Source organism: Bacillus sp. FSL E2-8868 (assembly GCF_038005505.1).
Taxonomy (GTDB): Bacteria; Bacillota; Bacilli; order Bacillales; family Bacillaceae_G; genus Bacillus_A; species Bacillus_A mycoides.
On sequence record NZ_JBBOTI010000001.1, the window covers coordinates 512,105 to 537,280 of the forward strand.

Sequence of the window (25,176 nt, forward strand, 5' to 3'; positions counted from 1 at the left end):
GTGTATATAAAAAACGATCCGAATGGATCGTTTTTTAAACGCCTTACGCGTTTACTTGTTTCGCTAAGCGAGATTTTTGACGAGCTGCAGCGTTTTGGTGGATAAGACCTTTACGAGCTGCTTTGTCAAGTTTTTTAGAAGCAGTTTTGAAAGCTTCTTTAGCATTTTCAAGATCGTTATTAGTAACTAAAGTTTCTACAGTTTTAACAGCAGTACGCATGTCAGACTTGATAGAAGCGTTATGTGAACGACGCTCTTCGCTAAGTTTAGCGCGTTTGATAGCAGATTTGATGTTTGCCATACTTTTCACCTCCCTGGTGCAATCGAATGACTCGATTCTTACATAGAACAAGTGATATTTTATCAAACGGTGAAGAGAATTGCAATAGTATATCAATGAAATTTCACGTAAAGGAAAGAATGACCTAATATAACTTGGGGAAATCTAACGATATTTACTATGAATTACGGAGGAGATACGATGAAAGAACCATTAGATTTAAGTAAATATAGTGTTAGAACTGACCTTGCTGTAGAGGCGCACCAAATGCTACAAGAGCGCCAAGAAGAACAAAAAGGGATACAGGGAGTTATTGTAAAAGAGAGGGAAGAAGAGGGAGTTACAATTACAAAAGTAACTATTGATGAAATTGCATCTGAGTCGATGGGGAAAAAACCTGGAAGTTATTTAACTCTTGAGGTGCAAGGTATACGACAACAAGATACGGAACTTCAGCAAAAGGTAGAGCGTATTTTTGCAAAAGAATTTTCTTATTTCTTAGAAGAGGTTGGAGTTTCAAAAGAAGCGAGTTGTTTAATCGTAGGTCTTGGGAATTGGAATGTAACGCCGGATGCACTCGGACCGATAGTTGTAGAGAACGTATTGGTGACGAGACATTTGTTTAAATTGCAGCCTGAAAGTGTGGAAGAAGGGTTTAGACCTGTTAGTGCCATTCGTCCAGGGGTAATGGGAATTACAGGGATTGAAACGAGCGATGTCATTTACGGAATTATTGAGAAGACAAAACCAGACTTTGTCATCGCAATTGATGCATTAGCTGCGCGTTCTATTGAACGAGTAAATAGTACGATACAAATTTCTGATACAGGAATTCATCCAGGATCTGGTGTTGGGAATAAGCGTAAGGAACTAAGTAAAGAAACATTAGGTATTCCTGTTATCGCAATTGGTGTGCCAACTGTGGTAGATGCTGTTTCGATTACGAGTGATACAATTGATTTTATTTTGAAACATTTTGGCCGGGAACTGAAAGAAGGAAACAAACCGTCACGCTCTTTATTGCCAGCAGGTTTTACATTTGGAGAAAAGAAAAAATTAACAGAAGAAGATATGCCAGATGAAAAGAGTCGAAATATGTTTTTAGGAGCTATTGGTACGTTAGAAGAAGAAGAAAAGAGAAAGTTAATTTATGAAGTGTTATCTCCTCTTGGTCATAATTTAATGGTAACTCCAAAAGAAGTAGATGCGTTTATTGAGGATATGGCAAATGTAATAGCCAGCGGTTTAAATGCAGCGCTGCATCATCAGATTGATCAGGATAATACAGGGGCATATACACATTGATGGAAAGAGGCAGAAATAGCTTGAGTCAATTTACGCTGTTATGTATATGCGGTACAGTCTTATGTTTGCTTATGATGATAGCTGGAGTGGGACTAGCTAATCATGGTCTAAAAAGTATGAAGGGATATCGTCAGCTGTCATATGAACAAATTGCTCATATGACAGGAACAGAAGGCGATGGGGCTGAATCGGAAATTTCGGGAGAGACGTTTTCGACTATTGAAAAACAAAAACAGTTAGAAAGCTTAAGAAGTTTTAATGTTGTAGAAGGTATCGGTATGGCGATAGCAAGTGTTGCTCGTGATATGACAAAGTTTGGAACGGATATAGTTGTTGGGGCAATAAAAGGAATTTTTAGTTAAGGGTAGCGGGAAGGATGGTTGTCTTATGTTTGTAAGAGAGCTGTCTTTTAATTTGAAAAAGGTTTGTCTCTTATGGTTTGTTCGCATAAGATATAGATAGAGTGATTTGTATTGTAAGCAGCACGAGTTTTCATTGAATCTTTGCTGCTCTATTGATATAATCAGTGCTAGTGTATATTGGCGAGACTATTAGGAGTTGAGAACATAGATGAATAAAGAAGAAAGAGCAAAAAGACAGTCCAAAATTCGTAACTTCTCCATCATTGCTCACATTGACCACGGGAAATCAACGTTGGCAGACCGTATTTTGGAGAAAACAAACGCGTTGGCACAGCGCGAAATGAAGGCGCAATTGCTTGACTCTATGGAGTTGGAGCGTGAGCGTGGTATTACAATTAAATTAAATGCAGTACAACTAACGTATAAAGCGAAAGACGGTGAAGAGTATATTCTTCACTTAATCGATACTCCAGGACACGTCGATTTTACGTACGAAGTATCTCGTAGTTTAGCGGCTTGTGAAGGTGCAATTCTTGTAGTGGATGCAGCGCAAGGAATTGAGGCGCAAACATTAGCGAACGTATATTTAGCGCTTGATAATAATTTAGAAATCTTACCAGTTATTAATAAAATCGACTTACCAAGTGCAGACCCAGAACGCGTACGTCAAGAGGTAGAAGATGTAATTGGTTTAGATGCATCGGAAGCTGTACTTGCTTCAGCGAAAGCTGGCATTGGTATTGAAGATATTTTAGAACAAATCGTTGAAAAGGTACCAGCTCCAACAGGTGATTCAGAAGAGCCGTTACAATGTATGATTTTCGATTCTTTATATGATCCGTACCGTGGTGTAATTGCATATATCCGTGTTGTAAATGGAACGGTAAAAGTTGGCGATAAAGTACGTATGATGGCAACTGGAAAAGAATTTGAAGTAACAGAAGTAGGTGTGTTTACACCGAAAACGACGCAACGTGACGAGTTAACAGTAGGTGATGTAGGTTTCTTAGCGGCATCTATTAAAAACGTAGGTGATACACGCGTAGGTGATACGATCACACATGCGAAACGTCCGGCTGCAGAGCCGTTAAAAGGGTATCGAAAATTAAACCCAATGGTATTCTGTGGTTTATATCCAATCGATTCTGCACGTTATAACGACTTACGTGATGCGTTAGAAAAACTAGAATTGAATGATTCTGCTCTTGAATTTGAGCCTGAAACATCTCAAGCTTTAGGTTTTGGTTTCCGTTGTGGTTTCTTAGGGCTTCTTCACATGGAGATTATTCAAGAACGTATTGAACGTGAATTCAAGATTGACTTAATTACAACAGCGCCAAGTGTTATTTATAAAGTGTATTTAACAAACGGTGAAGATTTTATTGTTGATAATCCATCTAATATGCCAGATCCACAGACTATCGATCGTGTAGAAGAGCCGTTTGTGAAGGCTGCAATTATGGTTCCGAATGACTATGTTGGAGCTGTAATGGAAATTTGCCAAGGGAAACGTGGAACGTTTATTGATATGCAATATTTAGATGAAACACGTGTTACATTGACATATGAAATCCCGTTATCAGAAATCGTATATGATTTCTTCGATCAATTGAAATCAAATACGAAAGGATATGCATCATTTGACTACGAGTTAATTGGTTATAAACCATCTAAACTTGTGAAAATGGATATTCTTTTAAATAATGAACAAGTGGATGCTTTATCATTTATTGTACATCGTGATTCAGCGTATGACCGTGGTAAAGTAATTGTAGAGAAATTAAAGAAATTAATTCCAAGACAACAGTTTGAAGTGCCAATTCAGGCGACTATCGGAAATAAAGTTGTATCTCGTTCTACAATTAAGGCGATGCGTAAAAACGTACTTGCAAAATGTTACGGTGGTGACATTTCTCGTAAGCGTAAACTTCTTGATAAGCAAAAAGAAGGTAAAAAACGTATGAAGTCTGTTGGTTCTGTAGAAGTGCCGCAAGAAGCATTCATGGCTGTACTGAAAATGGATGATAACTAATGGAGTGAACTATAATTAGTGGAGATTTTTCTATTCTTCGCTAATTATTAGCCCGCACCAATCGTGATAAAAGTAGAAGCCGTTCGTTCGGCTTCTTTTTTATATGCTACTTTTTAGACATCTTATCATCTCTCATTTACAATAGTGAGAGAGCTTTTTAGTGATTGATATAGAGTTAGGAGACTATTAATGTCCGAAAATATTCGAAAAGATATTCGAGAGAAAATACAAAAAGGTAATTTTAATTGCGAAAAGGAACTGACGCTTTCTATAATTAGTGGGAAGTGGAAAGTTGTGATATTGTGGCACTTAGGTGTGGAAGGTCCGCATCGTTTTAGTGAATTGCAACGTCTGTTCCCGAGCATTTCTCATAAAGTTTTGTCAAATCAATTGAAAGAGTTAATGGAGGACGGGATTGTTGATCGAACGGTATACCCGGAAATTCCTCCGCGTGTTGAGTACTATATGACGGAATTAGGTATGTCGCTTTTACCGATCGTTGAAATGATGTATGATTGGGGAAAAATGCGAATGGAACAAATCCGTAATACAGTAGAGAAGTAAAGAATCCTCCGGAGTGCGGAGGTTTTCTTTTTAGAAAGGTAGGAGTTATATTTGGTACAAGCTGCATATATTCATATTCCATTTTGTCAGCATATTTGTCACTATTGTGATTTTAATAAAGTATTTATTGAACGCCAACCGGTTGATCAATACTTACAATATTTAGAGAAAGAAATAATAAATACGGTTCAAAAAGTACCGTTTGAAAGTATGAAAACGATTTTTGTTGGCGGAGGAACTCCGACAGCTTTAAATATGGAGCAAACAAAAAAACTACTCGACATCATTAACCGTCGTTTGCGTCCATTTGCGCCGAATTGTGAATTAACATTTGAAGCGAATCCAGGTGATTTACCGAAAGAGAAGTTGAACGTATTGCTAGAAGGTGGAGTAAACCGAATTAGTTTTGGTGTGCAAACGTTTCGTGATGAGCTACTTGAGAAGATTGGACGCAGACATACGAGAGAAGATGCATTCGTAGCGATTCGAGAAGCGCAGGAAGTCGGTTTTACAAATATTAATGTAGATTTAATTTATGCTCTGCCAGGACAGTCGATAGAAGATGTAAAGGAAACATTAGACATTGCCTTTACGCTTGGTGTACAACATTTCTCGGCATATTCCTTAATTGTGGAACCGAAAACCGTGTTTTATAACTTAATGAATAAAGGGAAATTAAGACTTCCAGGTGAAGACCATGAAGCGAAAATGTACGAAATAGTAATGGATGAAATGGAGAAACATGGTTATAACCAGTATGAGATTAGTAACTTCTCAAAAGGTAATAATGAAAGTAGACATAATCTCACATACTGGAATAATGAAGAGTATTATGGATTTGGAGCTGGAGCGCATAGTTATGTGAACGGGGAACGAATTCAAAATGTAGGTCCGCTCAAGCAATATTTCACTAAAATTGATGAGACAGGATTTCCATATTTAGATGTTCACCCAGTGACAGAGAAAGAAAAAATGGAAGAAGAGTTGTTCTTAGGACTTCGAAAAACAAAAGGTGTTTCTAAGTTAGAATTCCAAAAGAAATTTAATGTGGAGATGGACCATGTTTTTGCAAAGCAGTTACAAAGTAATCAAGAACAAGGATTACTTGAAAACAGAGATGGACATGTTTGTTTAACGAGGAAAGGGAAGCTATTAGGGAATGAAGTATTCCAGTCATTTTTAATTGATTAATTAAATGTGCCATAAGCGCGAAAATTTTTTGTTATTTCGTGACGTTTCCGTTGACAATTGAATGTCAATTTTGGTAAGTTATTAATAGATTTAGCACTCGAAGACAAAGAGTGCTAACAGAGGTGATGATGAGATGCTTACGGAACGTCAGCTCTTAATTTTACAAACAATTGTTGATGACTTTATTGGATCAGCGCAACCAGTTGGTTCGAGGACGTTGGCTAAGAAAGATGAAATTACGTTTAGTCCAGCTACTATTCGAAATGAAATGGCTGATTTAGAAGAATTAGGATTTATTGAAAAAACGCATAGTTCTTCTGGGCGTGTTCCTTCTGAAAAAGGATACCGATTTTATGTAGACCATCTTTTAGCGCCGCAAAACTTACCGACCGATGAAATTGTACAAATTAAAGATTTATTTGCTGAAAGAATTTTTGAAGCAGAAAAAATTGCACAACAATCAGCTCAAATTTTATCAGAGCTTACGAATTATACGGCCATTGTTCTTGGTCCCAAATTGAGCACAAATAAACTTAAAAATGTACAAATTGTACCGCTTGATCGTCAAACAGCAGTCGCTATTATTGTAACAGATACAGGGCATGTGCAAAGTAAAACGATTACCGTTCCGGAATCTGTTGATTTATCAGATTTAGAAAAAATGGTTAATATTTTAAATGAAAAGCTATCTGGTATACCTATGGCAGAACTTCATAATAAAATCTTTAAAGAGATTGTTACAGTCTTGCGTGGGTATGTTCATAATTACGATAGTGCAATAAAAATGTTAGATGGTACATTTCAAGTCCCTTTATCGGAAAAGATATACTTTGGAGGAAAAGCAAATATGCTTTCGCAACCAGAGTTCCATGACATTCACAAAGTAAGATCTTTGCTGACGATGATCGATAATGAGGCTGCGTTTTATGACATTTTGCGTCATAAACAAGTCGGAATTCAAGTGAAAATTGGTAGAGAAAATTCTTCTACGGCAATGGAGGATTGCAGTTTGATTTCTGCAACGTATTCGATTGGAGAAGAGCAACTTGGAACAATTGCAATTTTAGGTCCGACGAGAATGCAATACTCTCGTGTAATTAGTTTACTGCAGTTATTTACAAGACAATTTACAGACGGACTTAAAAAGTAAATGAGAGTAATACATTCGCTCAAGTGATGAAATTTTCATTGCTGTGTGTAATATATAATGCTTAGGTAATCATGCTAAGCATGATACCTAATACCTTTTAAGGAGGTGAAAATTGTGGAAGAGCGTAACGAACAAGTGGTAGAAGAAGTGAAAGAAGCGCAAGTTGAAGAAGCTGTCACGCCAGAAAACAGTGAAAAAACTGTAGAAGAAAAAAGTGAGGCTGCTCTTTTACAAGAAAAAGTAGATGAGTTACAAGCGAAACTAACGGAAACGGAAGGTCGCACATTACGTCTACAAGCTGATTTTGAAAATTATAAGCGCCGTGTCCAAATGGATAAACAGGCTGCTGATAAATATAGAGCACAAAGTCTAGTTTCAGATATTTTGCCAGCTCTTGATAATTTTGAAAGAGCGATGCAAGTGGAAGCGACTGACGAGCAAACGAAATCCTTGTTACAAGGTATGGAAATGGTGCATCGTCAATTGCTAGAAGCGTTGACTAAGGAAGGTGTTGAAGCGATTGAAGCTGTTGGTAAACAGTTTGATCCGAATGAACACCAAGCTATTATGCAAGTGGAAGACAGTGAATTTGAATCAAACGCGGTAGTTGAAGAATTCCAAAAAGGTTATAAACTAAAAGACCGTGTGATTCGCCCATCAATGGTAAAAGTAAATCAATAATTTACATAAAAGTAGGAGGATTCGCCATGAGTAAAATTATCGGTATTGACTTAGGTACAACAAACTCTTGTGTAGCTGTTATGGAAGGTGGAGAACCAAAGGTTATCCCAAATCCAGAAGGAAATCGTACAACACCTTCTGTTGTAGCTTTCAAAAATGAAGAGCGTCAAGTTGGGGAAGTTGCGAAGCGTCAAGCAATTACAAACCCAAATACAATCATGTCTGTTAAACGTCATATGGGTACAGACTACAAAGTAGAAGTTGAAGGTAAAGATTTTACACCTCAAGAAATTTCTGCAATCATTTTACAAAACTTAAAAGCTTCTGCTGAAGCATACTTAGGTGAAACAGTAACGAAAGCTGTTATTACAGTACCTGCATACTTCAACGATGCTGAGCGTCAAGCAACGAAAGATGCTGGTCGTATCGCTGGTTTAGAAGTTGAGCGTATCATTAACGAACCAACAGCGGCAGCACTTGCTTACGGTTTAGAAAAGCAAGATGAAGAGCAAAAAATCTTAGTATATGACTTAGGTGGCGGTACATTTGATGTATCTATCCTTGAGTTAGCAGACGGCACATTCGAAGTTATTTCAACTGCTGGTGACAACCGTCTTGGTGGAGATGACTTTGACCAAGTTATCATCGATCATTTAGTAGCTGAATTCAAAAAAGAAAATAGCATTGATTTAAGCCAAGATAAAATGGCACTTCAACGTCTGAAAGATGCAGCTGAAAAAGCGAAGAAAGATCTTTCTGGTGTAACACAAACACAAATTTCATTACCATTCATTAGTGCTGGAGCTGCTGGCCCATTACACTTAGAATTAACGTTAACAAGAGCTAAATTCGAAGAAATTTCAGCTGGTCTTGTTGAAAGAACATTAGAGCCAACTCGTCGTGCATTAAAAGACGCTGGTTTTGCTCCAAGCGAATTAGATAAAGTTATCCTTGTTGGTGGATCTACTCGTATCCCAGCTGTACAAGAAGCAATTAAACGTGAAACTGGTAAAGAGCCATACAAAGGTGTAAACCCAGATGAAGTTGTAGCATTAGGTGCTGCAGTTCAAGGTGGCGTACTTACTGGTGATGTAGAGGGCGTTCTATTATTAGACGTAACTCCACTTTCTTTAGGTATCGAAACTATGGGCGGTGTGTTCACGAAACTAATCGAGCGTAACACTACAATTCCGACAAGTAAGTCACAAGTATTCTCAACAGCTGCTGATAACCAACCAGCGGTAGACATTCACGTACTACAAGGTGAGCGTCCAATGTCAGCTGACAACAAAACGTTAGGTCGTTTCCAATTAACAGACCTTCCGCCAGCACCACGTGGAATTCCACAAATCGAAGTAACATTCGATATTGATGCGAACGGTATCGTTAACGTACGTGCAAAAGACTTAGGTACAAGCAAAGAGCAAACTATTACAATCCAATCTTCTTCAGGTCTTTCTGATGAAGAAGTAGATCGTATGGTACAAGAAGCTGAATCAAATGCTGATGCTGACCAAAAACGTAAGGAAGAAGTTGAACTTCGTAACGAAGCTGACCAACTTGTATTCCAAACAGACAAAGTTGTAAAAGATTTAGAAGGTAAAGTAGATGCAGCTGAAGTAGCGAAAGCAACGGAAGCGAAAGAAGCATTACAAGCGGCAATCGAGAAAAACGAACTTGAAGAAATCCGTGTGAAAAAAGATGCTCTTCAAGAAATCGTACAACAATTAACTGTTAAATTATACGAGCAAGCTCAAGCGGCTGCAGGGCAAGCAGAAGGTGCACAAGGAGCACAAGACGCTGGCGCGAAAAAAGATAATGTAGTAGACGCTGAGTTTGAAGAAGTAAAAGAAGACAAGTAATACAGTGAAATAAAATAAGTAAGATGACAAAAAGTCAAAGTCAAGCGTGCCTTGGCTTTGGCTTTTTTCACGAATAAGAAGAAATGTGTGAGGATCTTAAGTTTTTTATTTTGCATACTGTAAGTGAGGAAACTTTGTTGCAAAGCACTTTCTTTCGGTGTTAAAATTACGTTTATGTGAAAGATTCGGGGGTTGTAAATTTATGAATAAACGAGACTATTATGAGGTCCTTGGACTTAGCCAGGGCGCTTCAAAAGATGAAATTAAAAAAGCGTATCGTCGTTTGGCTAAAAAGTACCATCCAGACGTAAGTAAAGAAGAAAATGCAATTGAAAAGTTTAAAGAAGTACAAGAAGCATACGAAGTATTAAGTGACGATCAAAAACGCGCGCAGTATGATCAATTTGGTCACGCTGGTCCGAATCAAGGTTTCGGTGGCGGAGGAGACTTCGGCGGTGGCTTCGGTTTCGAAGATATCTTTAGTTCATTCTTTGGCGGTGGCGGCGGAAGACGTCGTGATCCAAATGCTCCACGTCAAGGTGCTGATTTACAATATCAAGTTACTTTAGAGTTTGAAGAAGCTATTTTTGGTAAAGAATTAAACGTTGAGATTCCAGTGGAGGATCCATGTGATACTTGTAAGGGTAGTGGAGCAAAACCAGGGACTTCAAAAGAAACATGTAAACATTGTTCAGGATCAGGGCAAGTAAGTGTAGAACAAAATACACCATTTGGGCGTATTGTAAACCGTCAAGCTTGTGGACATTGTTCAGGAACAGGTCAAATGATTAAAGAGAAATGTACGACATGCCATGGTTCTGGTAAAGTTCGTAAACGTAAAAAAATCAATGTTAAAATTCCAGCGGGTATCGATAATGGTCAACAAATTCGTGTGTCTGGAAAAGGTGAAGCAGGCGTAAATGGCGGACCAGCAGGTGACTTATATGTTGTTGTTCATGTGAGAAATCATGAATTCTTTGAACGCGAAGGGGATCACATTATTTGCGAAATGCCAATAACATTTGCGCAAATGGCACTTGGTGCGGAAGTAGAAGTTCCTACCGTTCATGGCAAAGTGAAGCTGAAAATTCCAGCAGGAACACAAACAGGAACAGAATTCCGCTTAAAAGGAAAAGGTGCTCCGAACGTACGTGGATATGGTCAAGGAGATCAATATGTAGTCGTTCGTGTTGTTGTGCCGACGAAATTAACTTCACATCAAAAAGATTTATTGCGTGAATTTGCAGGGCAAGAAGAGCAGGATGATAGCTTATTCAGAAAGCTTAAACGTGCTTTCAAAGGGGAATAATGGAAATAAAAAATGGAGTTGGTAAATTGTGAAATGGTCAGAAATTAGTATTCATACAACAGAAGAAGCAGTAGAAGCTGTCTCTCATATTTTGCATGAAGCAGGCGCTAGCGGGGTTGCGATTGAGGACCCAGCGGAGTTGACGAAAGAGCGCAAGCAACAATACGGTGAGATTTATGCACTTAACCCAGATGAATATCCAAGTGAGGGTGTTTTGGTAAAAGCATATTTCCCACAAACGGATTCTTTACACGAAACAGTTGCAGGTGTAAAATCATCTATTGATGCACTACCATCTTTCGACATCGAAATTGGTAAAGGAACTATTACAATTAATGAAGTCGATGAGGAAGATTGGGCTACTGCTTGGAAGAAGTATTATCATCCAGTTCAAATTTCTGATACATTCACAATTGTGCCGACGTGGGAAGAGTATACACCGTCTTCTCCAAATGAAAAAATTATTGAATTAGATCCAGGTATGGCGTTTGGTACAGGGACACATCCAACAACGACGATGTGTATTCGTGCGTTAGAAAAAACGGTTCAGCCAGGTGATACTGTGATTGATGTGGGGACAGGTTCGGGGGTACTTAGTATTGCTGCGGCAAAATTAGGTGCGGCTTCTGTTCAAGCGTATGATTTAGACCCAGTTGCAGTTGAAAGTGCAGAAATGAATGTGCGCTTAAATAAAACAGATGACATTGTCAATGTTGGACAGAATAGTCTATTAGAAGGTATTGAAGGTCCGGTTGATTTAATCGTAGCAAATTTACTAGCGGAAATTATTCTTCTATTCCCTGAAGATGCAGCGAGAGTTGTGAAGCCAGGTGGATTATTTATTACATCTGGTATTATTGGGGCGAAAGAAAAAATAATTTCTAAAGCGTTAGAAACAGCTGGATTTTCAATTGAAGAAGTACTTCGAATGGAAGATTGGGTAGCAATTATTGCACGAAATGCGTAATATAGATTTTAGTCTATAAAGAACAGGGGAGTCTCTCACCGTATAAGGTGAGGGACTTGCCGTTTGTTATATGAAAATGATAACGTTTCGTTCTTTTCGTAAGTGTTGACTTACGAAAGGAACGAAACTCTACTAAGGTGATTATATGCAACGTTATTTTGTAGAAGAGAAATATGTAAATGAGACAAGTATTCGCATAATGGGTGATGATGTCCATCACATCGCAAGAGTGATGCGTATGTCAGCTGGTGACCACATTTATTGCTGTGTAAATGGTAAAACAGCAGAGTGTTCAATTGCTGAAATTACCAGTGAATTTGTGGATACCACTATTGTAGAATGGGTAGAGGCGTCAAGTGAACTTCCTGTGTTCGTGACGATTGCAAGTGGACTGCCGAAAGGAGACAAGCTAGAGTTAATTTTTCAAAAAGGAACTGAGCTTGGGGCAGCTGCATTTTTACCATTTCAAGCATCTCGATCTATTGTAAAGTGGGATGCGAAAAAAGCAGATAAAAAAGTTGAGCGTTTGAGAAAAATTGTAAAAGAAGCTGCGGAACAATCGCATAGAAGTGAAATTCCAGAAGTACACGTTCCCTCATCATTTAAACAACTGCTGTCGATGAGTAGCGAGTATGATGTTTGCCTTGTTGCGTATGAAGAAGAAGCGAAACAAGGTGAGAAATCTAATTTTGCGAAAGCTTTAGCGACGATTAAACCAGGCCAAAAACTGCTGATTGTATTTGGACCAGAAGGCGGTTTAGCGGAGGAAGAGATAACCGCACTTCGTGAACATAAATTTGTACCATGTAGTTTAGGACCAAGAATTTTAAGAACAGAAACGGCTCCGCTTTATGCGTTAAGTGCCGCTTCTTATCATTTTGAATTGATGGGGTGATAATCAATGGCAACTGTTGCGTTCCACACGTTAGGTTGTAAAGTAAACCACTATGAAACAGAAGCGATTTGGCAATTGTTTAAACAAGGTGGTTATGAAAGAACTGAATATGAAAAAAAATCTGATGTATACGTTATTAACACATGTACAGTAACGAATACTGGAGATAAAAAAAGCCGTCAAGTAATTAGACGTGCTGTACGCCAAAATCCAGATGCGGTAATTTGTGTAACTGGATGTTATGCACAAACATCTCCAGCGGAAATTATGGCAATTCCAGGTGTAGATATTGTTGTTGGTACGCAAGATCGTGAGAAGATGTTAGGATACATCGAAGAATTCCGTAAAGAGCGTCAACCGATTAATGCTGTCCGTAATATTATGAAAACACGTGTATATGAAGAGCTCGATGTACCATATTTCACGGACCGTACACGTGCATCTTTAAAAATACAAGAAGGTTGTAATAACTTCTGTACATTTTGCATCATTCCTTGGGCGCGTGGTTTAATGCGTTCTCGTGATGGAAAAGAAGTTATTAAACAAGCGCAGCAATTAGTAGATGCTGGCTATAAAGAAATCGTATTAACAGGTATTCATACAGGTGGGTACGGCGAAGATATAAAAGAGTATAACTTAGCTGGATTACTGCGCGATATGGAAGCGGAAGTAGGCGGATTGAAACGCCTTCGTATTTCTTCTATTGAGGCGAGTCAAATTTCTGATGAAGTAATTGAAGTGTTAGATAAATCAGAAGTAGTTGTACGTCACTTGCATATTCCATTACAGTCAGGATCTAATACTGTATTGAAACGTATGCGCCGTAAGTATACGATGGAATTTTTCCAAGAGCGTTTAGATCGTTTGAAAGAAGCGTTACCAGGTCTTGCGATTACATCAGACGTAATTGTTGGATTCCCAGGTGAAACAGAAGAGGAATTCATGGAAACGTACAATTTCATTAAAGAGAATCGTTTCTCTGAATTACACGTTTTCCCTTATTCGAAACGTACAGGTACTCCAGCAGCACGTATGGAAGATCAAGTTCCTGAAGACGTGAAGAACGATCGTGTTCACCGTCTAATTGAGCTATCAAATCAATTAGCGAAAGAGTATGCTTCTAGATTTGAAGGTGAAGTACTTGAAATCATTCCGGAAGAGACATTTAAAGATGGTGACCGTGAAGGTTTATATGTAGGTTATACAGATAACTACTTAAAAATTGTGTTTGAAGGATCTGAAGAATTGATTGGTAAGCTAGTAAAAGTGAAAATTACAAAAGCTGGTTATCCATATAACGAAGCGCAGTTTGTTCGTGTTCTTGAAGATGATGTAAAAAAAGAATCAGCAAGCGCATAAAATGAAACTTTAATCAGTGGGGGGGGTTGTTCATCCCCGCTGATTATCAGCCTGACCTCCGCCTAAGTTCTTTGCTTTCGCTGAATTTTGAGGTGGGGGTCTTACTGTCCTAGCAAATAGCGGGATAAAAAAGCATGCAAACGGAAACGATTTGCATGCTTTCTTTTTTTTTTTTTTTTGAGAAGTTAAGTACTGAAAAGGCAGGTACGTTGAATGAGTAGTTATTTAATGCTTTCTTGTATTAAAAAAGGTGTAATGATAAAAAATATAGTTGTCTTCAGGGGAAAAGGATAATAGCTATCTACATAGTTTTTGAACAGGTAAGGGCATCTATTCTTCTTTTATTCTGCCAAATAGTTGACCTGAAGTGATAAAATGTATTATAATCGTAAAAGACATGCTGAAGAAGGGTTTCTTTTTGCATGCTGAAATTAGTATGTAAGTGTGATGTTTCGGAGGGAGGGAAAGAGAATGTCAAAAACAGTCGTTCGTAAAAACGAGTCTTTGGAGGATGCACTTCGCCGTTTTAAAAGATCGGTTTCTAAAACTGGTACACTTGCTGAAGCAAGAAAGCGCGAGTTTTATGAAAAGCCAAGTGTAAAACGTAAGAAGAAATCTGAAGCGGCAAGAAAGCGTAAGTTCTAAGAGAGGGTGTAAGTTATGAGTCTTCTCGGTCGTTTAAACGATGATATGAAACAAGCGATGAAGAATAAACAAAAAGAAAAATTAACCGTTATTCGTATGGTTAAGGCTGCTTTACAAAATGAAGGTATTAAACTGCAACATACTCTTACTGAAGAAGAGGAATTAACAGTTTTAGCTCGTGAAGTAAAACAGTATAAGGACTCCCTCCTTGAATTTAAAAAAGCTGGTCGTGAAGACCTTGTTGATAAACTGCAAAGTGAAATTCAGATTTTAAGCGCATATTTGCCGGAGCAATTAACAGAAGAAGAACTAGCGGATATAATTAAGCAAGTTATTTCTGAAGTTGGTGCTACATCTAAAGCAGATATGGGTAAAGTGATGACTGCTGTTATGCCGAAAGTAAAAGGTAAAACAGACGGATCACTTGTGAATAAGCTGGTTATCCAGCTATTAGCATAAAAAAGCGTCTCATTTCGTATGAGACGTTTTTTTATGCTTTTTTCAGTTTGGACGTGATATTACAAGCTCTTTTTTCATACATATGGGATGAGAGGGGGTCTTTTGAGATGAAAAAAATAGAACAAATGAAGAATTGGTTAACGAAGCAAATAGACCTGCCAGTGGATGTGTTAATGGATCTACCTCGGATCACGCTTGTTGGGCAAGTACATATCTATATAGAAAATCATCGGGGATTATTAGTGTTTTCAGATAAAGAGGTAAGATTGCTATTGAAACATGGTCAATTATTAATTAAGGGTCAATCCTTTGTTATTAAAACAATCCTTCCAGAAGAACTGTTGCTTGAAGGGATTATTGAACAAGTGACGTTTTTAGAAAATGAAAAGAAAGAGGAGTGAGGAGAAACTTCCGTTTGTGGAGTTTTTCTTCGTTACCTTGTATTAACAGGCGGTAACGTTCTGGCCTCAATATTCGGTTCGTACAAAGAGGATAGGTGGGAATTGAGTTCCACGTAAAAAACTGGCTCGTGAAGGTTAATAATTAGTGAGGATCAAGGAATCTGCTAATTAAAATTTTAGTGCGAGCTAGTTTGATAATCGAATTGAAAAGTAGTGTATCTACTTTTAGAAAGGTAGTGGAGATAGTCGATGAAAAATAAATGGTTTATAAAATGGCTTGGGTATGTAAAGGTGCGAATTGAAGGTAGAGGAGCGGAACGCTTTGTTAACGAGTGTGTGCGGAAGAAATTACTCGTTTGGGATGTAAAGAAGATAGCTGATGAAACGTTAGTTTTTTGTATGTTATTACGAGATGTGAAAAAGATAAAACCAATTTATAGAAAAAATGAATGTAAATTATATTTTATTGGACGTTACGGTTTTCCTTTTTGGAATAAGCGTGTAATTAAAAATAGTGGATTTTTAATTGGGTTTTTAATATTTTTTTTCGGAATGATCGCATTGTCAAATATGGTGTGGAAAATTGAAATTACAGGAGCAAAACCTGAAACAGAATATATATTGATGAAAGAATTGGACAAAATGGGTATAAAAAAAGGTAAATTACAATTCCAAATGCCGAGTGTAGAAGATGTTCAACGTCATTTGACAGACAATATTAATGCGATTACTTGGGCGGGATTAGAAATAAGAGGGACAACATATCATTTTAAGATTGTTGAAAAAAATGAGCCGAAAAAAGAAAGTGAACAACAGCCACAAAACTTAGTAGCAAAAAAAGAAGGGATTATTACAAAAACATTTGTGGAAGTTGGGAAGCCGGTTGTCATGAAAAATGACCATGTGGAAAAGGGGCAACTTCTCGTATCCGGGATGTATGGTAATGAGGAGAATCCGACAGTTGTTTCGGCTAAAGGGATTGTATATGGAGAAACGTGGTATAAATCTGAGGTGGATGTTCCGTTAAAGACACAATTTCAAGTGTATACTGGTAATTCATACAATGAACATTTCCTTAAATTTGGGAGTACTAAAATAAAAATATGGGGATTTCTACAGGATAAGTATAAGCGCTCTCGTACTGAAAGTGTAAAACATGATGTGAAATTATTTGGATTTACATTACCAATTGCATACGAGAAAGATATTGTACGAGAAGAGGAAGAAGCGAACCGAGAATATACCGAAAAACAAGCAATGAAAGTAGCGAAAGAGATGGCAGAAAAAGAACTGAAGAAAAAATTGGATGAACATGCTATGATTGTAAGTGATAACATTTTGAGTAAAGAGGTTGAGGCGGATCACCTAAAGGTCACATTACATTATACAGTGATTGAAAATATTGCAGAGCCACAACCAATATCTGAATCCGATATTCAAGGAGACTGAGTAATGGCAGAACAATTAGTAGAAATGAACCAACAATTGGAAAATCCCAACGAAGCAATCGCTCTTTTTGGGGTAAATGATGCTCATTTAAAAGTAATTGAACGAGAACTTAGTGTATCGATTGTGACTAGAGGAGAATCTGTTCGTGTATCTGGGGCAGATGAAACTGTGGTGCTCGTAGAAAAAATCTTACAACAGTTACTTGTTGTTATCCGTAAAGGTGTATCAATTTCGGAAAGAGATGTTGCGTATGCGATTCAGCTTGGGCAACAAGGGAAAATTGCTCAATTCGAAGAATTATATGAAGAGGAAATTTTTAAAACGGCAAAAGGTAAATCCATTCGTGTGAAAACGATGGGGCAAAGACGATATATTCATGCAATGAAAAAGAATGATATTGTATTTGGGATAGGGCCTGCTGGGACAGGAAAAACATACTTAGCCGTAGTAATGGCTGTGAGAGCTTTAAAGCAAGGGTATGTAAAGAAAATTATTTTAACAAGACCTGCTGTAGAAGCTGGAGAGAGCTTAGGGTTTTTACCAGGTGATTTGAAAGAAAAAGTAGATCCGTATTTACGTCCACTATATGATGCGTTACATGATATTCTTGGACAAGAATATACACAACGTATGATGGAACGTGGTGTAATTGAAATTGCACCTCTTGCTTATATGAGAGGGCGTACTCTTGATGATTCATTTGTTATATTAGATGAGGCGCAAAATACAACTGGTGTTCAAATAAAAATGTTTTTAACACGATTAGGTTTTAGTTCTAAAATGGTTATTACGGGGGATCCTTCACAGGTAGACTTGCCGAAAGGGGTAAAGTCAGGTCTTTCTATTGCTGCTAATATTTTATCTGGTGTATCAGGTCTTTCGTTCATTACATTGGAACAAACGGACGTTGTGAGACACCCGTTAGTGCAACGTATTATTGAGGCATATGATAAAATGGAATGATCCTATTTGTCAGGATCATTTCTTTTTGTATGATAAGGTTGGCGAATGACATATTTTTTACTATCATTAAAGACGAGGGAAATAAACTATAGGTGATGGTCTATAAAAATATGGTCCTAAAAAGCATCGTTGGCTGGAAGAAATGAAAGCTATAAATAGTTTTACTTTATTTCTGGAGAGGAGAAGGTATTGAAATCATGTCAAGATCTCAAGAAATTTCTAAGTGGTTTCGTAATTTACAACATTCGAAAAAACTAAGTTGGATTTCTTACGTTTTATTAGGAGCAGTACTGTTTTTTGCACTTATGAATAATGTAAAACCAGAGCAATTAGATGTTACAACATATTCTATTGCGAAAAAAACAATCCATTCTCCTATTAAAATTGAAGATAAAGTTACAACGGACAAAAAGAAAAAAGAAGCCGCTACAAAAGTTGAAGATCAATATACATATAAAAGTGAGTATAAACAAAATAAAGTGGATATTGTGAATGACGTCTTTGCTAAAGTAGATGAAGTGATACAAGAGATTAAAGCGGTTGGACCGGATGAGCAAAAAAAGATTACTGATGCTGAAAAAGTGGACAAGTTGAAAAAAAAATTGCCTACTGATTTAACGAAAGAATTATCTGATTCAAACTTACTAAACTTAATTAATGCAGATTCGAACCAATTAGTATTAGCGAAAGATGCAACAGTTACAGCTATTAATAGTATCATGACTGAGCATGTTAAAATGGATGAATTGAAGGATGCGAAGGAACGATATGTAAGTGAGATGAATAGTGTTAATGTTGATAATGGTTTAAAGGAATCTATTAAGGCGTTAGGGAAATATGCGATTTCTGCAAACTATTTTTATGATCCGACCTTAACAAAAGAGAAGAGAAAAGCGGAAGAAGATTTAGTTCCACCTGTTTATATTCTTCAAGGGCAAGTCCTTGTTAGAGAAGGTGAAACGATTTCAAGTGATATGTACAATCAGTTGAAATTAGTTGGCCTGTTAGAAAAAGGGAACAGTTTTCAACCCTATGTTGGGTTAGCGGTACTCATTGGTGTGCTATTGTACTTTATGCATAAGCAGTTTGAAGTGTTTTTACAGCGGAAAAGAGAAGATAGGCCGTATGTCTTAGCGTATATTACAATTTTGTCTATCACGATTGTTTTAATGAAAATCATTAGTTTGTTTCAAAAGCTTGAGTATGCAGGAATCGCGTATGTTGTTCCAGTTGCAATGGGAACAATACTTGTAAAATTAATGATTGGTGATCGATTTGTATTTTTAACGAGTATGATCTTTTCTGTATGCGGAAGTATTATGTTTAATGAAGGTGTAACGAGTACACTGAATTATAGTGTGGGGATTTATGTTTTATTAAGTTCATTATCAGTTAGTATTTTCTTGAGAGAAAAAAATCGTCGTACGATGATTTTACAAGCTGGTATACTCGTTTCTGTATTAAATGTAGTCGTATTAGCGGCTTTGCTATTATTACGTAACGGGAATTTTTCGCCTCTTGAAATTGGGGTGCAATTATTAATGGCTGCTGTTTCGGGTATTATCTCTTCTGTTCTAGCTATGGGGATTTTACCATATTTAGAAAGTGGTCTTGGGATTGTATCGAGTATGAAATTGATGGAACTTTCAAGTCCGAATCACCCGCTTTTGCGTAAAATTTTATTAGAAGCACCAGGTACATATCACCATAGTGTAATGGTAGCTAATCTCTCAGAAGCTGCTTGTGAAGCAGTTGGAGCAAATGGAGTATTAGCGCGTGTAGGGGCGTATTATCATGATGTAGGGAAAACGGTACAACCACAGTTTTTTATTGAAAACCAAATGGGTATTGAAAACCCGCATGATAGATTAGACCCTGTAACGAGCAAAGATATTATAATTGCTCATGTAACCGATGGGGTGAGAATGTTAGAAGAACACCATATACCTCAAGAAATTATCGATATTGCTGGACAGCATCATGGTACAACGTTACTTAAATATTTTTATTATAATGCGATTAAAGAAGATAAAGAGAAATATACGGAGGAAATGTTCCGCTATCCAGGATCAAAAGCAACTTCTAAAGAGTCGGCGATCGTTGGTATTGCTGATAGTGTGGAAGCGGCGGTACGTTCGATGAACCATCCAACACCAGATCAGATTAATAATTTAGTGCAAAGTATTATTAAAGATCGCCTGCAAGATGGTCAATTTAGTGAATGTGATTTGACATTTAAGGAACTACAAATCGTTGGAAAAACGTTATGTGAAACGTTAAATGGTATTTTCCATTCCCGTATTACATATCCGGAACCGCCGGAAGAAAAGGAGAAAGAATGAGTTTATTAATTGATTTTATTGATGAAACAGAAGAAGTGAAAGACGAATATATAAGTTTGATTCGAGGTTTAGTAGAGAAAGCAGCCCAAATGGAGAACATAGAAGAAGGCGCAGAATTATCGGTTACATTTGTAGATAATGAACGTATTCGTGAAATAAACCGTGATTACCGAGATAAGGATCAGCCTACGGACGTTATTTCTTTTGCTATGGAAGAAATGGGAGAAGGCGAAATGGAAATTGTCGGTGCAGAGATGCCGCGTATGTTAGGAGATCTTATTATTTCTATTCCAAGAGCAAAAGAACAAGCTGAAGAATATGGACATTCTTTTGATCGAGAACTTGGGTTTTTAGCACTACATGGCTTTTTGCATTTGCTTGGTTATGATCATATGACAGAAGAAGATGAGAAAGAAATGTTTGGAAGACAAAAAGAAATTTTAGAGGCCTTTGGATTAGGACGATGAAAACAGGAAAACTTTTAGATAGTTTTGGATATGCTATAGCTGGTATATACTTTTGTCTTCGTCATGAACGAAATATGAAAATTCATTATTTAGCCGCAGTCATCGTTATATGCTGCGGCTTTTATTTCCATATTACAACAATGGAATGGATTGTCGTACTTATTGTGATAGGGATTGTAATGAGTTTAGAGATGGTGAATACGGCTATTGAAAAAACAGTAGACTTAGCAACCGTCGATATTCATCCGGTTGCAAAAATTGCAAAGGATGTTGCAGCAGGGGCAGTTTTATTATTTGCAATTATAGCTGCTGTAATTGGTGCTATTATCTTTTTACCGTATATGGTATAGTTGCATTCCGAAGCTTTTATTAAGCTTTGGGAGCGCCGTGAAGGCCTTTAATGAAAGAGTGTATCTATTCACATCTATGAACGGAAAGGATGCGGGAATATGAATAGCAAACAATTAATTCAAGAAGCAACCGAAGCGCGTAAACGAGCGTACGTACCATATTCTAAATTTCAAGTAGGTGCAGCTTTACTGACTCAGGATGGAAAAATATATCGTGGATGTAATGTTGAAAATGCATCATATGGTTTATGTAACTGTGCAGAACGAACAGCTTTATTTAAGGCAATTTCTGAAGGGGATAACGAGTTTGTAGCTATTGCAGTCGTAGCGGATACAAAGCGTCCAGTACCTCCTTGTGGAGCATGTCGACAAGTTATGATAGAATTATGTAAACAGGATACGAAAGTATACCTATCAAACTTACATGGTGATGTTCAAGAGACAACAGTCGGAGAATTGTTACCAGGAGCATTTTTAGCGGAGGATTTACATGAATAGAAAAGGTTATAAATCAGGTTTTGTCTCTATTATTGGCAGACCGAATGTTGGGAAATCTACATTTTTAAATCGTATTATTGGCCAAAAAATTGCCATTATGAGCGATAAGCCACAAACAACTCGTAATAAAATTCAAGGTGTATATACAGAAAATGATTCACAAGTAGTTTTCATTGATACACCAGGAATACATAAACCTAAACATAAACTAGGCGATTTCATGGTGAAGATGGCTCAAACGACATTAAAAGAAGTTGATATTGTTTTGTTTATGGTCAATGCAACTGAAGGATATGGTCGTGGTGAGGAATTTATTATTGAGAAATTACAAGAAACGAAACAACCGGTATTTTTGGTAATTAATAAAATTGACCAACTTCATCCAGAGCAATTGCTGGAGTTGATTGATCAATATCGTAAATTATATGAGTTCGCGGAGATTGTGCCAATTTCTGCATTGGACGGTAATAACGTTGAAGCGTTAATCGGAGCAATTAAAAAGTATTTACCAGAAGGACCGCAATATTACCCGGATAATCAAGTAACGGATCATCCAGAGCGATTTATTATTTCAGAGCTTATTCGTGAAAAAGTATTACATTTAACACGTGAAGAAGTACCGCATTCTGTAGCGGTTGTTATTGATGCAATTCAAAAGCGTGAGGGCGGAGCGGTTTATATAAACGCAACGATTGTTGTTGAACGTGCATCACAAAAAGGAATTATTATAGGTAAGCAAGGGAAGATGTTAAAAGAAGTCGGTAAGAGAGCTCGTTTTGACATTGAGGCACTTCTTGGTTCTAAAGTATTTTTAGAAGTATGGGTGAAAGTGCAAAAAGATTGGCGTAATAAGATGTCACAGCTTCGTGACCTTGGTTTCCGTGAAGACGAGTATTAATATGAAGTAAAGTTGTGATCAGTGGATGTTTTGTTCATCCGCTGATTATTGGTTTTTATGAACCTTGATAAATTAGGAAAAATTTTTCTCACATGAAAATGAACAAAATGGGTCAACTTAATAACAACAAAAGAAATTGGTTTATAGGCTACGCTTATTGAGAAAGGTGGATTCTTATGCTAGATTTTACCTGGAAGTTTTTCTCCAAAACAGGAAGCATTGAAACGTATTTGCTTTTGAAAGAAATGGAAAAAGACGTAAACGATGAGATGGATCAACATGAAGAGGAGTTAGCGCATCTAGACTCTCCAATTTCTTGACCCGTTTTGTTCAAACCTTGGATGGTGACGAACATGTTTCAAAAAGTTGAGGGCATTGTTATCCGTACGACAGATTACGGAGAAACAAATAAGATTGTTACAATATACTCACGGGAATTTGGTAAGGTAAGTGCAATGGCAAGAGGGGCGAAAAAGCCGAAGAGTCGGTTAGCAGCTATTTCGCAACTTATGACACATGGTCATTTTCTTATTCAAATGGGATCTGGACTTGGAACTTTGCAACAAGGCGAGATTATTTCATCTATGAAAGAAATTCGCGAGGATATATTTTTAACTGCTTATGCATCATTTATTATTGAATTAACCGATAAAGCAACAGAAGATAAGAAGCATAATCCGTATTTATTTGAAATGTTATATCAAACGTTGCATTATATGTGTGAGGGTGTTGATCCAGAAGTATTATCATTAATTTATCAAACGAAAATGCTTCCGGTATTAGGGATGCGCCCGTACTTTGATACATGTGCTATTTGTCATCAAGAAACAGATTTTGTCGCCTTCTCTGTCCGGGAAGGCGGTTTTCTGTGCTCGCGTCATGCGGAGCAAGATCCGTATCGTATTCCGGTGGGAGAGGCTGTTCATAAATTATTACGTCTCTTTTTTCACTTTGATTTACACCGGCTCGGTAATGTATCGGTGAAGGATAGTACAAAAAAACAAATGCGCACAGTATTGAATACATATTATGACGAATATTGTGGGATTTATTTGAAAACAAGGCGTTTCTTGGAACAACTTGATAAGTTTCAAATATAAAAAGGGCCGTATACGGTCCTTTTTACATACTTTCTTTTTCGAATAGCATATTTAGTATATAATATTTAAGAGATAGTATAACTTTTTTCGTTGTGCATTAAAGGTGGTGATTATCATAGAGCTGAATAAACGGCAAGAGCATATCATTCAGATTGTAAAAGATCACGGTCCTATTACAGGGGAGTCAATTGCTGGGCAATTGGGTTTAACACGTGCAACGCTAAGACCAGACTTAGCAATTTTAACGATGGCTGGTTATTTAGAAGCGCGTCCACGTGTAGGTTATTTTTATACGGGTAAAACCGGGGGACAGCTATTATCTGAAGCTGTTAAGAAAATTAAAGTGCAAGATTATCAATCTAGACCGGCTGTAATTGATAAAAATGTATCAGTATACGATGCAATCTGTACTATGTTTCTAGAGGACGTTGGTACATTATTTGTTGTAGATCAAGCTACTTTATTAGTTGGCGTTGTATCTCGTAAAGATTTATTACGAGCTAGCTTAGGAAAGCAGGATTTAACCTCTCTTCCGGTTAATATTATCATGACAAGGATGCCAAACATTGCGATGTGTCGCAGGGAGGATTCTTTATATGATATTGCGATGGAATTAATAGAAAGACAGATTGATGCGATGCCGGTTGTGAAGGATACGAAACAAGGTTTAGAAGTGATTGGACGAATTACAAAAACAAATATTACACGTGCGTTTGTAAATTTAGTAAATAACGAATAAGTGTAATTTGTTTAAAGTGAGGTAATGTAATGGATAATAAAATCGTATATGTCGTATCTGACTCTGTAGGAGAAACGGCTGATTTGGTTGTTAGAGCGGCAATGGGACAGTTCCCATTCGCTCCTGATATTAGGCGTGTACCGTATGTAGAAGATACAGGGACATTAAAAGAAGTAATCTCGATTGCCAAGAGCAATCAAGCGCTTATTTGTTTTACGTTAGTAAAGCCTGATATGCGTCAATATTTATTGACAGAAGCGGCAAAAGAAGGAGTAGAGGCATACGATATTATCGGACCTCTTATCGATCAAATTGAAGAAATTACAGGGCAAGTACCAAGGTATGAGCCAGGTGTCGTTCGAAGATTAGATGAAGAGTACTTTAAAAAAATAGAAGCGATTGAATTTGCAGTTAAGTATGATGATGGTAGAGATGCACGTGGTATTTTAAAAGCTGATATCGTGTTGATTGGAATTTCACGTACATCAAAAACACCACTTTCACAATATTTAGCGCATAACAAACGTTTGAAAGTTGCTAATGTACCACTTGTACCGGAAGTGGATCCGCCTGAGGAATTATATCAAGTGGCAAAAGAGAAATGTTTCGGTTTGAAAATTATACCAGATAAGTTAAATCATATTCGAAAAGAACGATTGAAATCACTTGGATTAAGTGATGGAGCAACATATGCAAATATTAATCGTATTCAAGAAGAAATTGATCATTTTGAGGAAGTAATTAGTAAAATAAATTGTCAAGTGATTGATGTATCAAATAAGGCAATTGAAGAAACAGCAAATATTATTGTGAATGCAGTGCAAAACCAAAAAATGTTTTAGCACATTTACCAAAGGTGAATGTGCTTTTTTCGCTCGTGAGAAGGCGTTAGAGGAAGATGCGAAGTA

At 37.2% G+C, this 25,176-nt stretch carries 27 protein-coding genes; 26 read left to right on the forward strand and 1 reads right to left on the reverse strand.

Annotated elements, in window-relative coordinates; translation table 11 throughout:
• Nucleotides 1–43: 43 nt before the first annotated feature.
• The gene (gene rpsT, locus NSS74_RS02755) at nt 44–301 is read right to left on the reverse strand and encodes a 30S ribosomal protein S20 (protein ID WP_002088694.1); all 258 of its coding nucleotides are present in this window, start codon (nt 299–301) and stop codon (nt 44–46) included.
• A 180-nt stretch (nt 302–481) separates the two neighbouring features.
• Between rpsT and gpr the strand changes: the two genes are divergently transcribed.
• The 26 genes from gpr to NSS74_RS02885 all read left to right on the forward strand — a co-directional run bounded on the left by gpr (nt 482) and on the right by NSS74_RS02885 (nt 25,110).
• Complete coding sequence (gpr, locus tag NSS74_RS02760; RefSeq protein WP_002088693.1) at nt 482–1,585, forward strand: GPR endopeptidase; 1,104 nt, start codon at nt 482–484, stop codon at nt 1,583–1,585.
• A 20-nt stretch (nt 1,586–1,605) separates the two neighbouring features.
• Entirely contained in the window at nt 1,606–1,947 is a 342-nt protein-coding gene (locus tag NSS74_RS02765) for a DUF3679 domain-containing protein (protein ID WP_002143172.1), read from the forward strand.
• A 208-nt stretch (nt 1,948–2,155) separates the two neighbouring features.
• A complete protein-coding gene (gene lepA / locus NSS74_RS02770) occupies nt 2,156–3,979 on the forward strand; it encodes an elongation factor 4 (protein WP_002034072.1) in 1,824 nt (607 codons plus the stop codon).
• Nucleotides 3,980–4,168: 189 nt separating this feature from the next.
• Entirely contained in the window at nt 4,169–4,543 is a 375-nt protein-coding gene (locus tag NSS74_RS02775; protein ID WP_002015203.1) for a winged helix-turn-helix transcriptional regulator, read from the forward strand.
• Between the two features lie 51 nt (nt 4,544–4,594).
• Nucleotides 4,595–5,734 (forward strand): radical SAM family heme chaperone HemW, encoded by a 1,140-nt coding sequence (gene hemW, locus NSS74_RS02780; RefSeq protein WP_002034071.1) that lies wholly within the window; start codon nt 4,595–4,597, stop codon nt 5,732–5,734.
• Nucleotides 5,735–5,867: 133 nt separating this feature from the next.
• Complete coding sequence (gene hrcA, locus NSS74_RS02785; RefSeq protein ID WP_002034070.1) at nt 5,868–6,884, forward strand: heat-inducible transcriptional repressor HrcA; 1,017 nt, start codon at nt 5,868–5,870, stop codon at nt 6,882–6,884.
• 114 nt (nt 6,885–6,998) lie between these two features.
• Complete coding sequence (gene grpE / locus NSS74_RS02790; protein ID WP_000392715.1) at nt 6,999–7,565, forward strand: nucleotide exchange factor GrpE; 567 nt, start codon at nt 6,999–7,001, stop codon at nt 7,563–7,565.
• A 26-nt stretch (nt 7,566–7,591) separates the two neighbouring features.
• Nucleotides 7,592–9,427, forward strand: a complete 1,836-nt coding sequence (gene dnaK, locus NSS74_RS02795) for a chaperone protein DnaK (RefSeq protein ID WP_002015198.1) — start codon at nt 7,592–7,594, stop codon at nt 9,425–9,427.
• A 202-nt stretch (nt 9,428–9,629) separates the two neighbouring features.
• Entirely contained in the window at nt 9,630–10,736 is a 1,107-nt protein-coding gene (gene dnaJ / locus NSS74_RS02800) for a chaperone protein DnaJ (protein WP_002015197.1), read from the forward strand.
• Between the two features lie 28 nt (nt 10,737–10,764).
• Nucleotides 10,765–11,703 carry a 50S ribosomal protein L11 methyltransferase gene (gene prmA / locus NSS74_RS02805; RefSeq protein ID WP_002034064.1) on the forward strand — a complete coding sequence of 313 codons (939 nt, stop codon included), beginning with the start codon at nt 10,765–10,767 and terminating at the stop codon, nt 11,701–11,703.
• Nucleotides 11,704–11,848: 145 nt separating this feature from the next.
• The gene (locus NSS74_RS02810) at nt 11,849–12,598 is read left to right on the forward strand and encodes a 16S rRNA (uracil(1498)-N(3))-methyltransferase (protein WP_002034062.1); all 750 of its coding nucleotides are present in this window, start codon (nt 11,849–11,851) and stop codon (nt 12,596–12,598) included.
• Nucleotides 12,599–12,604: 6 nt separating this feature from the next.
• Nucleotides 12,605–13,957, forward strand: coding sequence for a tRNA (N(6)-L-threonylcarbamoyladenosine(37)-C(2))-methylthiotransferase MtaB (gene mtaB / locus NSS74_RS02815; RefSeq protein ID WP_002015193.1), 1,353 nt, complete (start codon nt 12,605–12,607; stop codon nt 13,955–13,957).
• Between the two features lie 471 nt (nt 13,958–14,428).
• Complete coding sequence (gene rpsU / locus NSS74_RS02820; RefSeq protein ID WP_000048061.1) at nt 14,429–14,602, forward strand: 30S ribosomal protein S21; 174 nt, start codon at nt 14,429–14,431, stop codon at nt 14,600–14,602.
• Between the two features lie 15 nt (nt 14,603–14,617).
• Nucleotides 14,618–15,061, forward strand: a complete 444-nt coding sequence (locus NSS74_RS02825; protein ID WP_000054578.1) for a GatB/YqeY domain-containing protein — start codon at nt 14,618–14,620, stop codon at nt 15,059–15,061.
• A 107-nt stretch (nt 15,062–15,168) separates the two neighbouring features.
• Nucleotides 15,169–15,462 (forward strand): sporulation protein YqfC, encoded by a 294-nt coding sequence (gene yqfC, locus NSS74_RS02830; RefSeq protein WP_002067170.1) that lies wholly within the window; start codon nt 15,169–15,171, stop codon nt 15,460–15,462.
• Nucleotides 15,463–15,711: 249 nt separating this feature from the next.
• Nucleotides 15,712–16,911 (forward strand): sporulation protein YqfD, encoded by a 1,200-nt coding sequence (gene yqfD / locus NSS74_RS02835; protein WP_002143171.1) that lies wholly within the window; start codon nt 15,712–15,714, stop codon nt 16,909–16,911.
• Nucleotides 16,912–16,914: 3 nt separating this feature from the next.
• Nucleotides 16,915–17,874 (forward strand): PhoH family protein, encoded by a 960-nt coding sequence (locus tag NSS74_RS02840; RefSeq protein WP_002015189.1) that lies wholly within the window; start codon nt 16,915–16,917, stop codon nt 17,872–17,874.
• Between the two features lie 197 nt (nt 17,875–18,071).
• The gene (locus NSS74_RS02845; RefSeq protein ID WP_002015188.1) at nt 18,072–20,216 is read left to right on the forward strand and encodes an HD family phosphohydrolase; all 2,145 of its coding nucleotides are present in this window, start codon (nt 18,072–18,074) and stop codon (nt 20,214–20,216) included.
• Nucleotides 20,213–20,683, forward strand: coding sequence for an rRNA maturation RNase YbeY (ybeY, locus tag NSS74_RS02850; RefSeq protein ID WP_002088675.1), 471 nt, complete (start codon nt 20,213–20,215; stop codon nt 20,681–20,683). Before NSS74_RS02845 ends, ybeY begins: the two co-directional genes overlap by 4 nt.
• Nucleotides 20,680–21,033 carry a diacylglycerol kinase family protein gene (locus tag NSS74_RS02855; RefSeq protein WP_002143170.1) on the forward strand — a complete coding sequence of 118 codons (354 nt, stop codon included), beginning with the start codon at nt 20,680–20,682 and terminating at the stop codon, nt 21,031–21,033. The genes ybeY and NSS74_RS02855 overlap by 4 nt, the downstream gene beginning before the upstream one ends.
• Before the next feature lie 99 nt (nt 21,034–21,132).
• Complete coding sequence (locus NSS74_RS02860) at nt 21,133–21,531, forward strand: cytidine deaminase (RefSeq protein WP_002015184.1); 399 nt, start codon at nt 21,133–21,135, stop codon at nt 21,529–21,531.
• A complete protein-coding gene (era, locus tag NSS74_RS02865) occupies nt 21,524–22,429 on the forward strand; it encodes a GTPase Era (protein ID WP_002088672.1) in 906 nt (301 codons plus the stop codon). The genes NSS74_RS02860 and era overlap by 8 nt, the downstream gene beginning before the upstream one ends.
• A 176-nt stretch (nt 22,430–22,605) precedes the next feature.
• Nucleotides 22,606–22,749 (forward strand): YqzL family protein, encoded by a 144-nt coding sequence (locus tag NSS74_RS02870; RefSeq protein ID WP_000883924.1) that lies wholly within the window; start codon nt 22,606–22,608, stop codon nt 22,747–22,749.
• 33 nt (nt 22,750–22,782) lie between these two features.
• Entirely contained in the window at nt 22,783–23,529 is a 747-nt protein-coding gene (gene recO, locus NSS74_RS02875) for a DNA repair protein RecO (protein WP_002129136.1), read from the forward strand.
• 106 nt (nt 23,530–23,635) lie between these two features.
• Complete coding sequence (locus tag NSS74_RS02880) at nt 23,636–24,268, forward strand: helix-turn-helix transcriptional regulator (RefSeq protein WP_002015181.1); 633 nt, start codon at nt 23,636–23,638, stop codon at nt 24,266–24,268.
• A gap of 29 nt (nt 24,269–24,297) precedes the next feature.
• Nucleotides 24,298–25,110 carry a pyruvate, water dikinase regulatory protein gene (locus NSS74_RS02885; protein WP_002015180.1) on the forward strand — a complete coding sequence of 271 codons (813 nt, stop codon included), beginning with the start codon at nt 24,298–24,300 and terminating at the stop codon, nt 25,108–25,110.
• Nucleotides 25,111–25,176 lie beyond the last annotated feature (66 nt).

What these genes read in the sequence shown, in the direction of transcription:
- rpsT (WP_002088694.1), bottom strand. Translation starts at nt 301, where the DNA reads ATGGCAAACATCAAATCTGCTATCAAACGCGCTAAACTTAGCGAAGAG.
- gpr (WP_002088693.1), top strand. Translation starts at nt 482, where the DNA reads ATGAAAGAACCATTAGATTTAAGTAAATATAGTGTTAGAACTGACCTT.
- lepA (WP_002034072.1), top strand. Translation starts at nt 2,156, where the DNA reads ATGAATAAAGAAGAAAGAGCAAAAAGACAGTCCAAAATTCGTAACTTC.
- NSS74_RS02775 (WP_002015203.1), top strand. Translation starts at nt 4,169, where the DNA reads ATGTCCGAAAATATTCGAAAAGATATTCGAGAGAAAATACAAAAAGGT.
- hrcA (WP_002034070.1), top strand. Translation starts at nt 5,868, where the DNA reads ATGCTTACGGAACGTCAGCTCTTAATTTTACAAACAATTGTTGATGAC.
- dnaK (WP_002015198.1), top strand. Translation starts at nt 7,592, where the DNA reads ATGAGTAAAATTATCGGTATTGACTTAGGTACAACAAACTCTTGTGTA.
- dnaJ (WP_002015197.1), top strand. Translation starts at nt 9,630, where the DNA reads ATGAATAAACGAGACTATTATGAGGTCCTTGGACTTAGCCAGGGCGCT.
- NSS74_RS02810 (WP_002034062.1), top strand. Translation starts at nt 11,849, where the DNA reads ATGCAACGTTATTTTGTAGAAGAGAAATATGTAAATGAGACAAGTATT.
- mtaB (WP_002015193.1), top strand. Translation starts at nt 12,605, where the DNA reads ATGGCAACTGTTGCGTTCCACACGTTAGGTTGTAAAGTAAACCACTAT.
- rpsU (WP_000048061.1), top strand. Translation starts at nt 14,429, where the DNA reads ATGTCAAAAACAGTCGTTCGTAAAAACGAGTCTTTGGAGGATGCACTT.
- NSS74_RS02825 (WP_000054578.1), top strand. Translation starts at nt 14,618, where the DNA reads ATGAGTCTTCTCGGTCGTTTAAACGATGATATGAAACAAGCGATGAAG.
- yqfC (WP_002067170.1), top strand. Translation starts at nt 15,169, where the DNA reads ATGAAAAAAATAGAACAAATGAAGAATTGGTTAACGAAGCAAATAGAC.
- yqfD (WP_002143171.1), top strand. Translation starts at nt 15,712, where the DNA reads ATGAAAAATAAATGGTTTATAAAATGGCTTGGGTATGTAAAGGTGCGA.
- NSS74_RS02840 (WP_002015189.1), top strand. Translation starts at nt 16,915, where the DNA reads ATGGCAGAACAATTAGTAGAAATGAACCAACAATTGGAAAATCCCAAC.
- NSS74_RS02845 (WP_002015188.1), top strand. Translation starts at nt 18,072, where the DNA reads ATGTCAAGATCTCAAGAAATTTCTAAGTGGTTTCGTAATTTACAACAT.
- ybeY (WP_002088675.1), top strand. Translation starts at nt 20,213, where the DNA reads ATGAGTTTATTAATTGATTTTATTGATGAAACAGAAGAAGTGAAAGAC.
- NSS74_RS02855 (WP_002143170.1), top strand. Translation starts at nt 20,680, where the DNA reads ATGAAAACAGGAAAACTTTTAGATAGTTTTGGATATGCTATAGCTGGT.
- NSS74_RS02860 (WP_002015184.1), top strand. Translation starts at nt 21,133, where the DNA reads ATGAATAGCAAACAATTAATTCAAGAAGCAACCGAAGCGCGTAAACGA.
- era (WP_002088672.1), top strand. Translation starts at nt 21,524, where the DNA reads ATGAATAGAAAAGGTTATAAATCAGGTTTTGTCTCTATTATTGGCAGA.
- NSS74_RS02870 (WP_000883924.1), top strand. Translation starts at nt 22,606, where the DNA reads ATGCTAGATTTTACCTGGAAGTTTTTCTCCAAAACAGGAAGCATTGAA.
- recO (WP_002129136.1), top strand. Translation starts at nt 22,783, where the DNA reads ATGTTTCAAAAAGTTGAGGGCATTGTTATCCGTACGACAGATTACGGA.
- NSS74_RS02885 (WP_002015180.1), top strand. Translation starts at nt 24,298, where the DNA reads ATGGATAATAAAATCGTATATGTCGTATCTGACTCTGTAGGAGAAACG.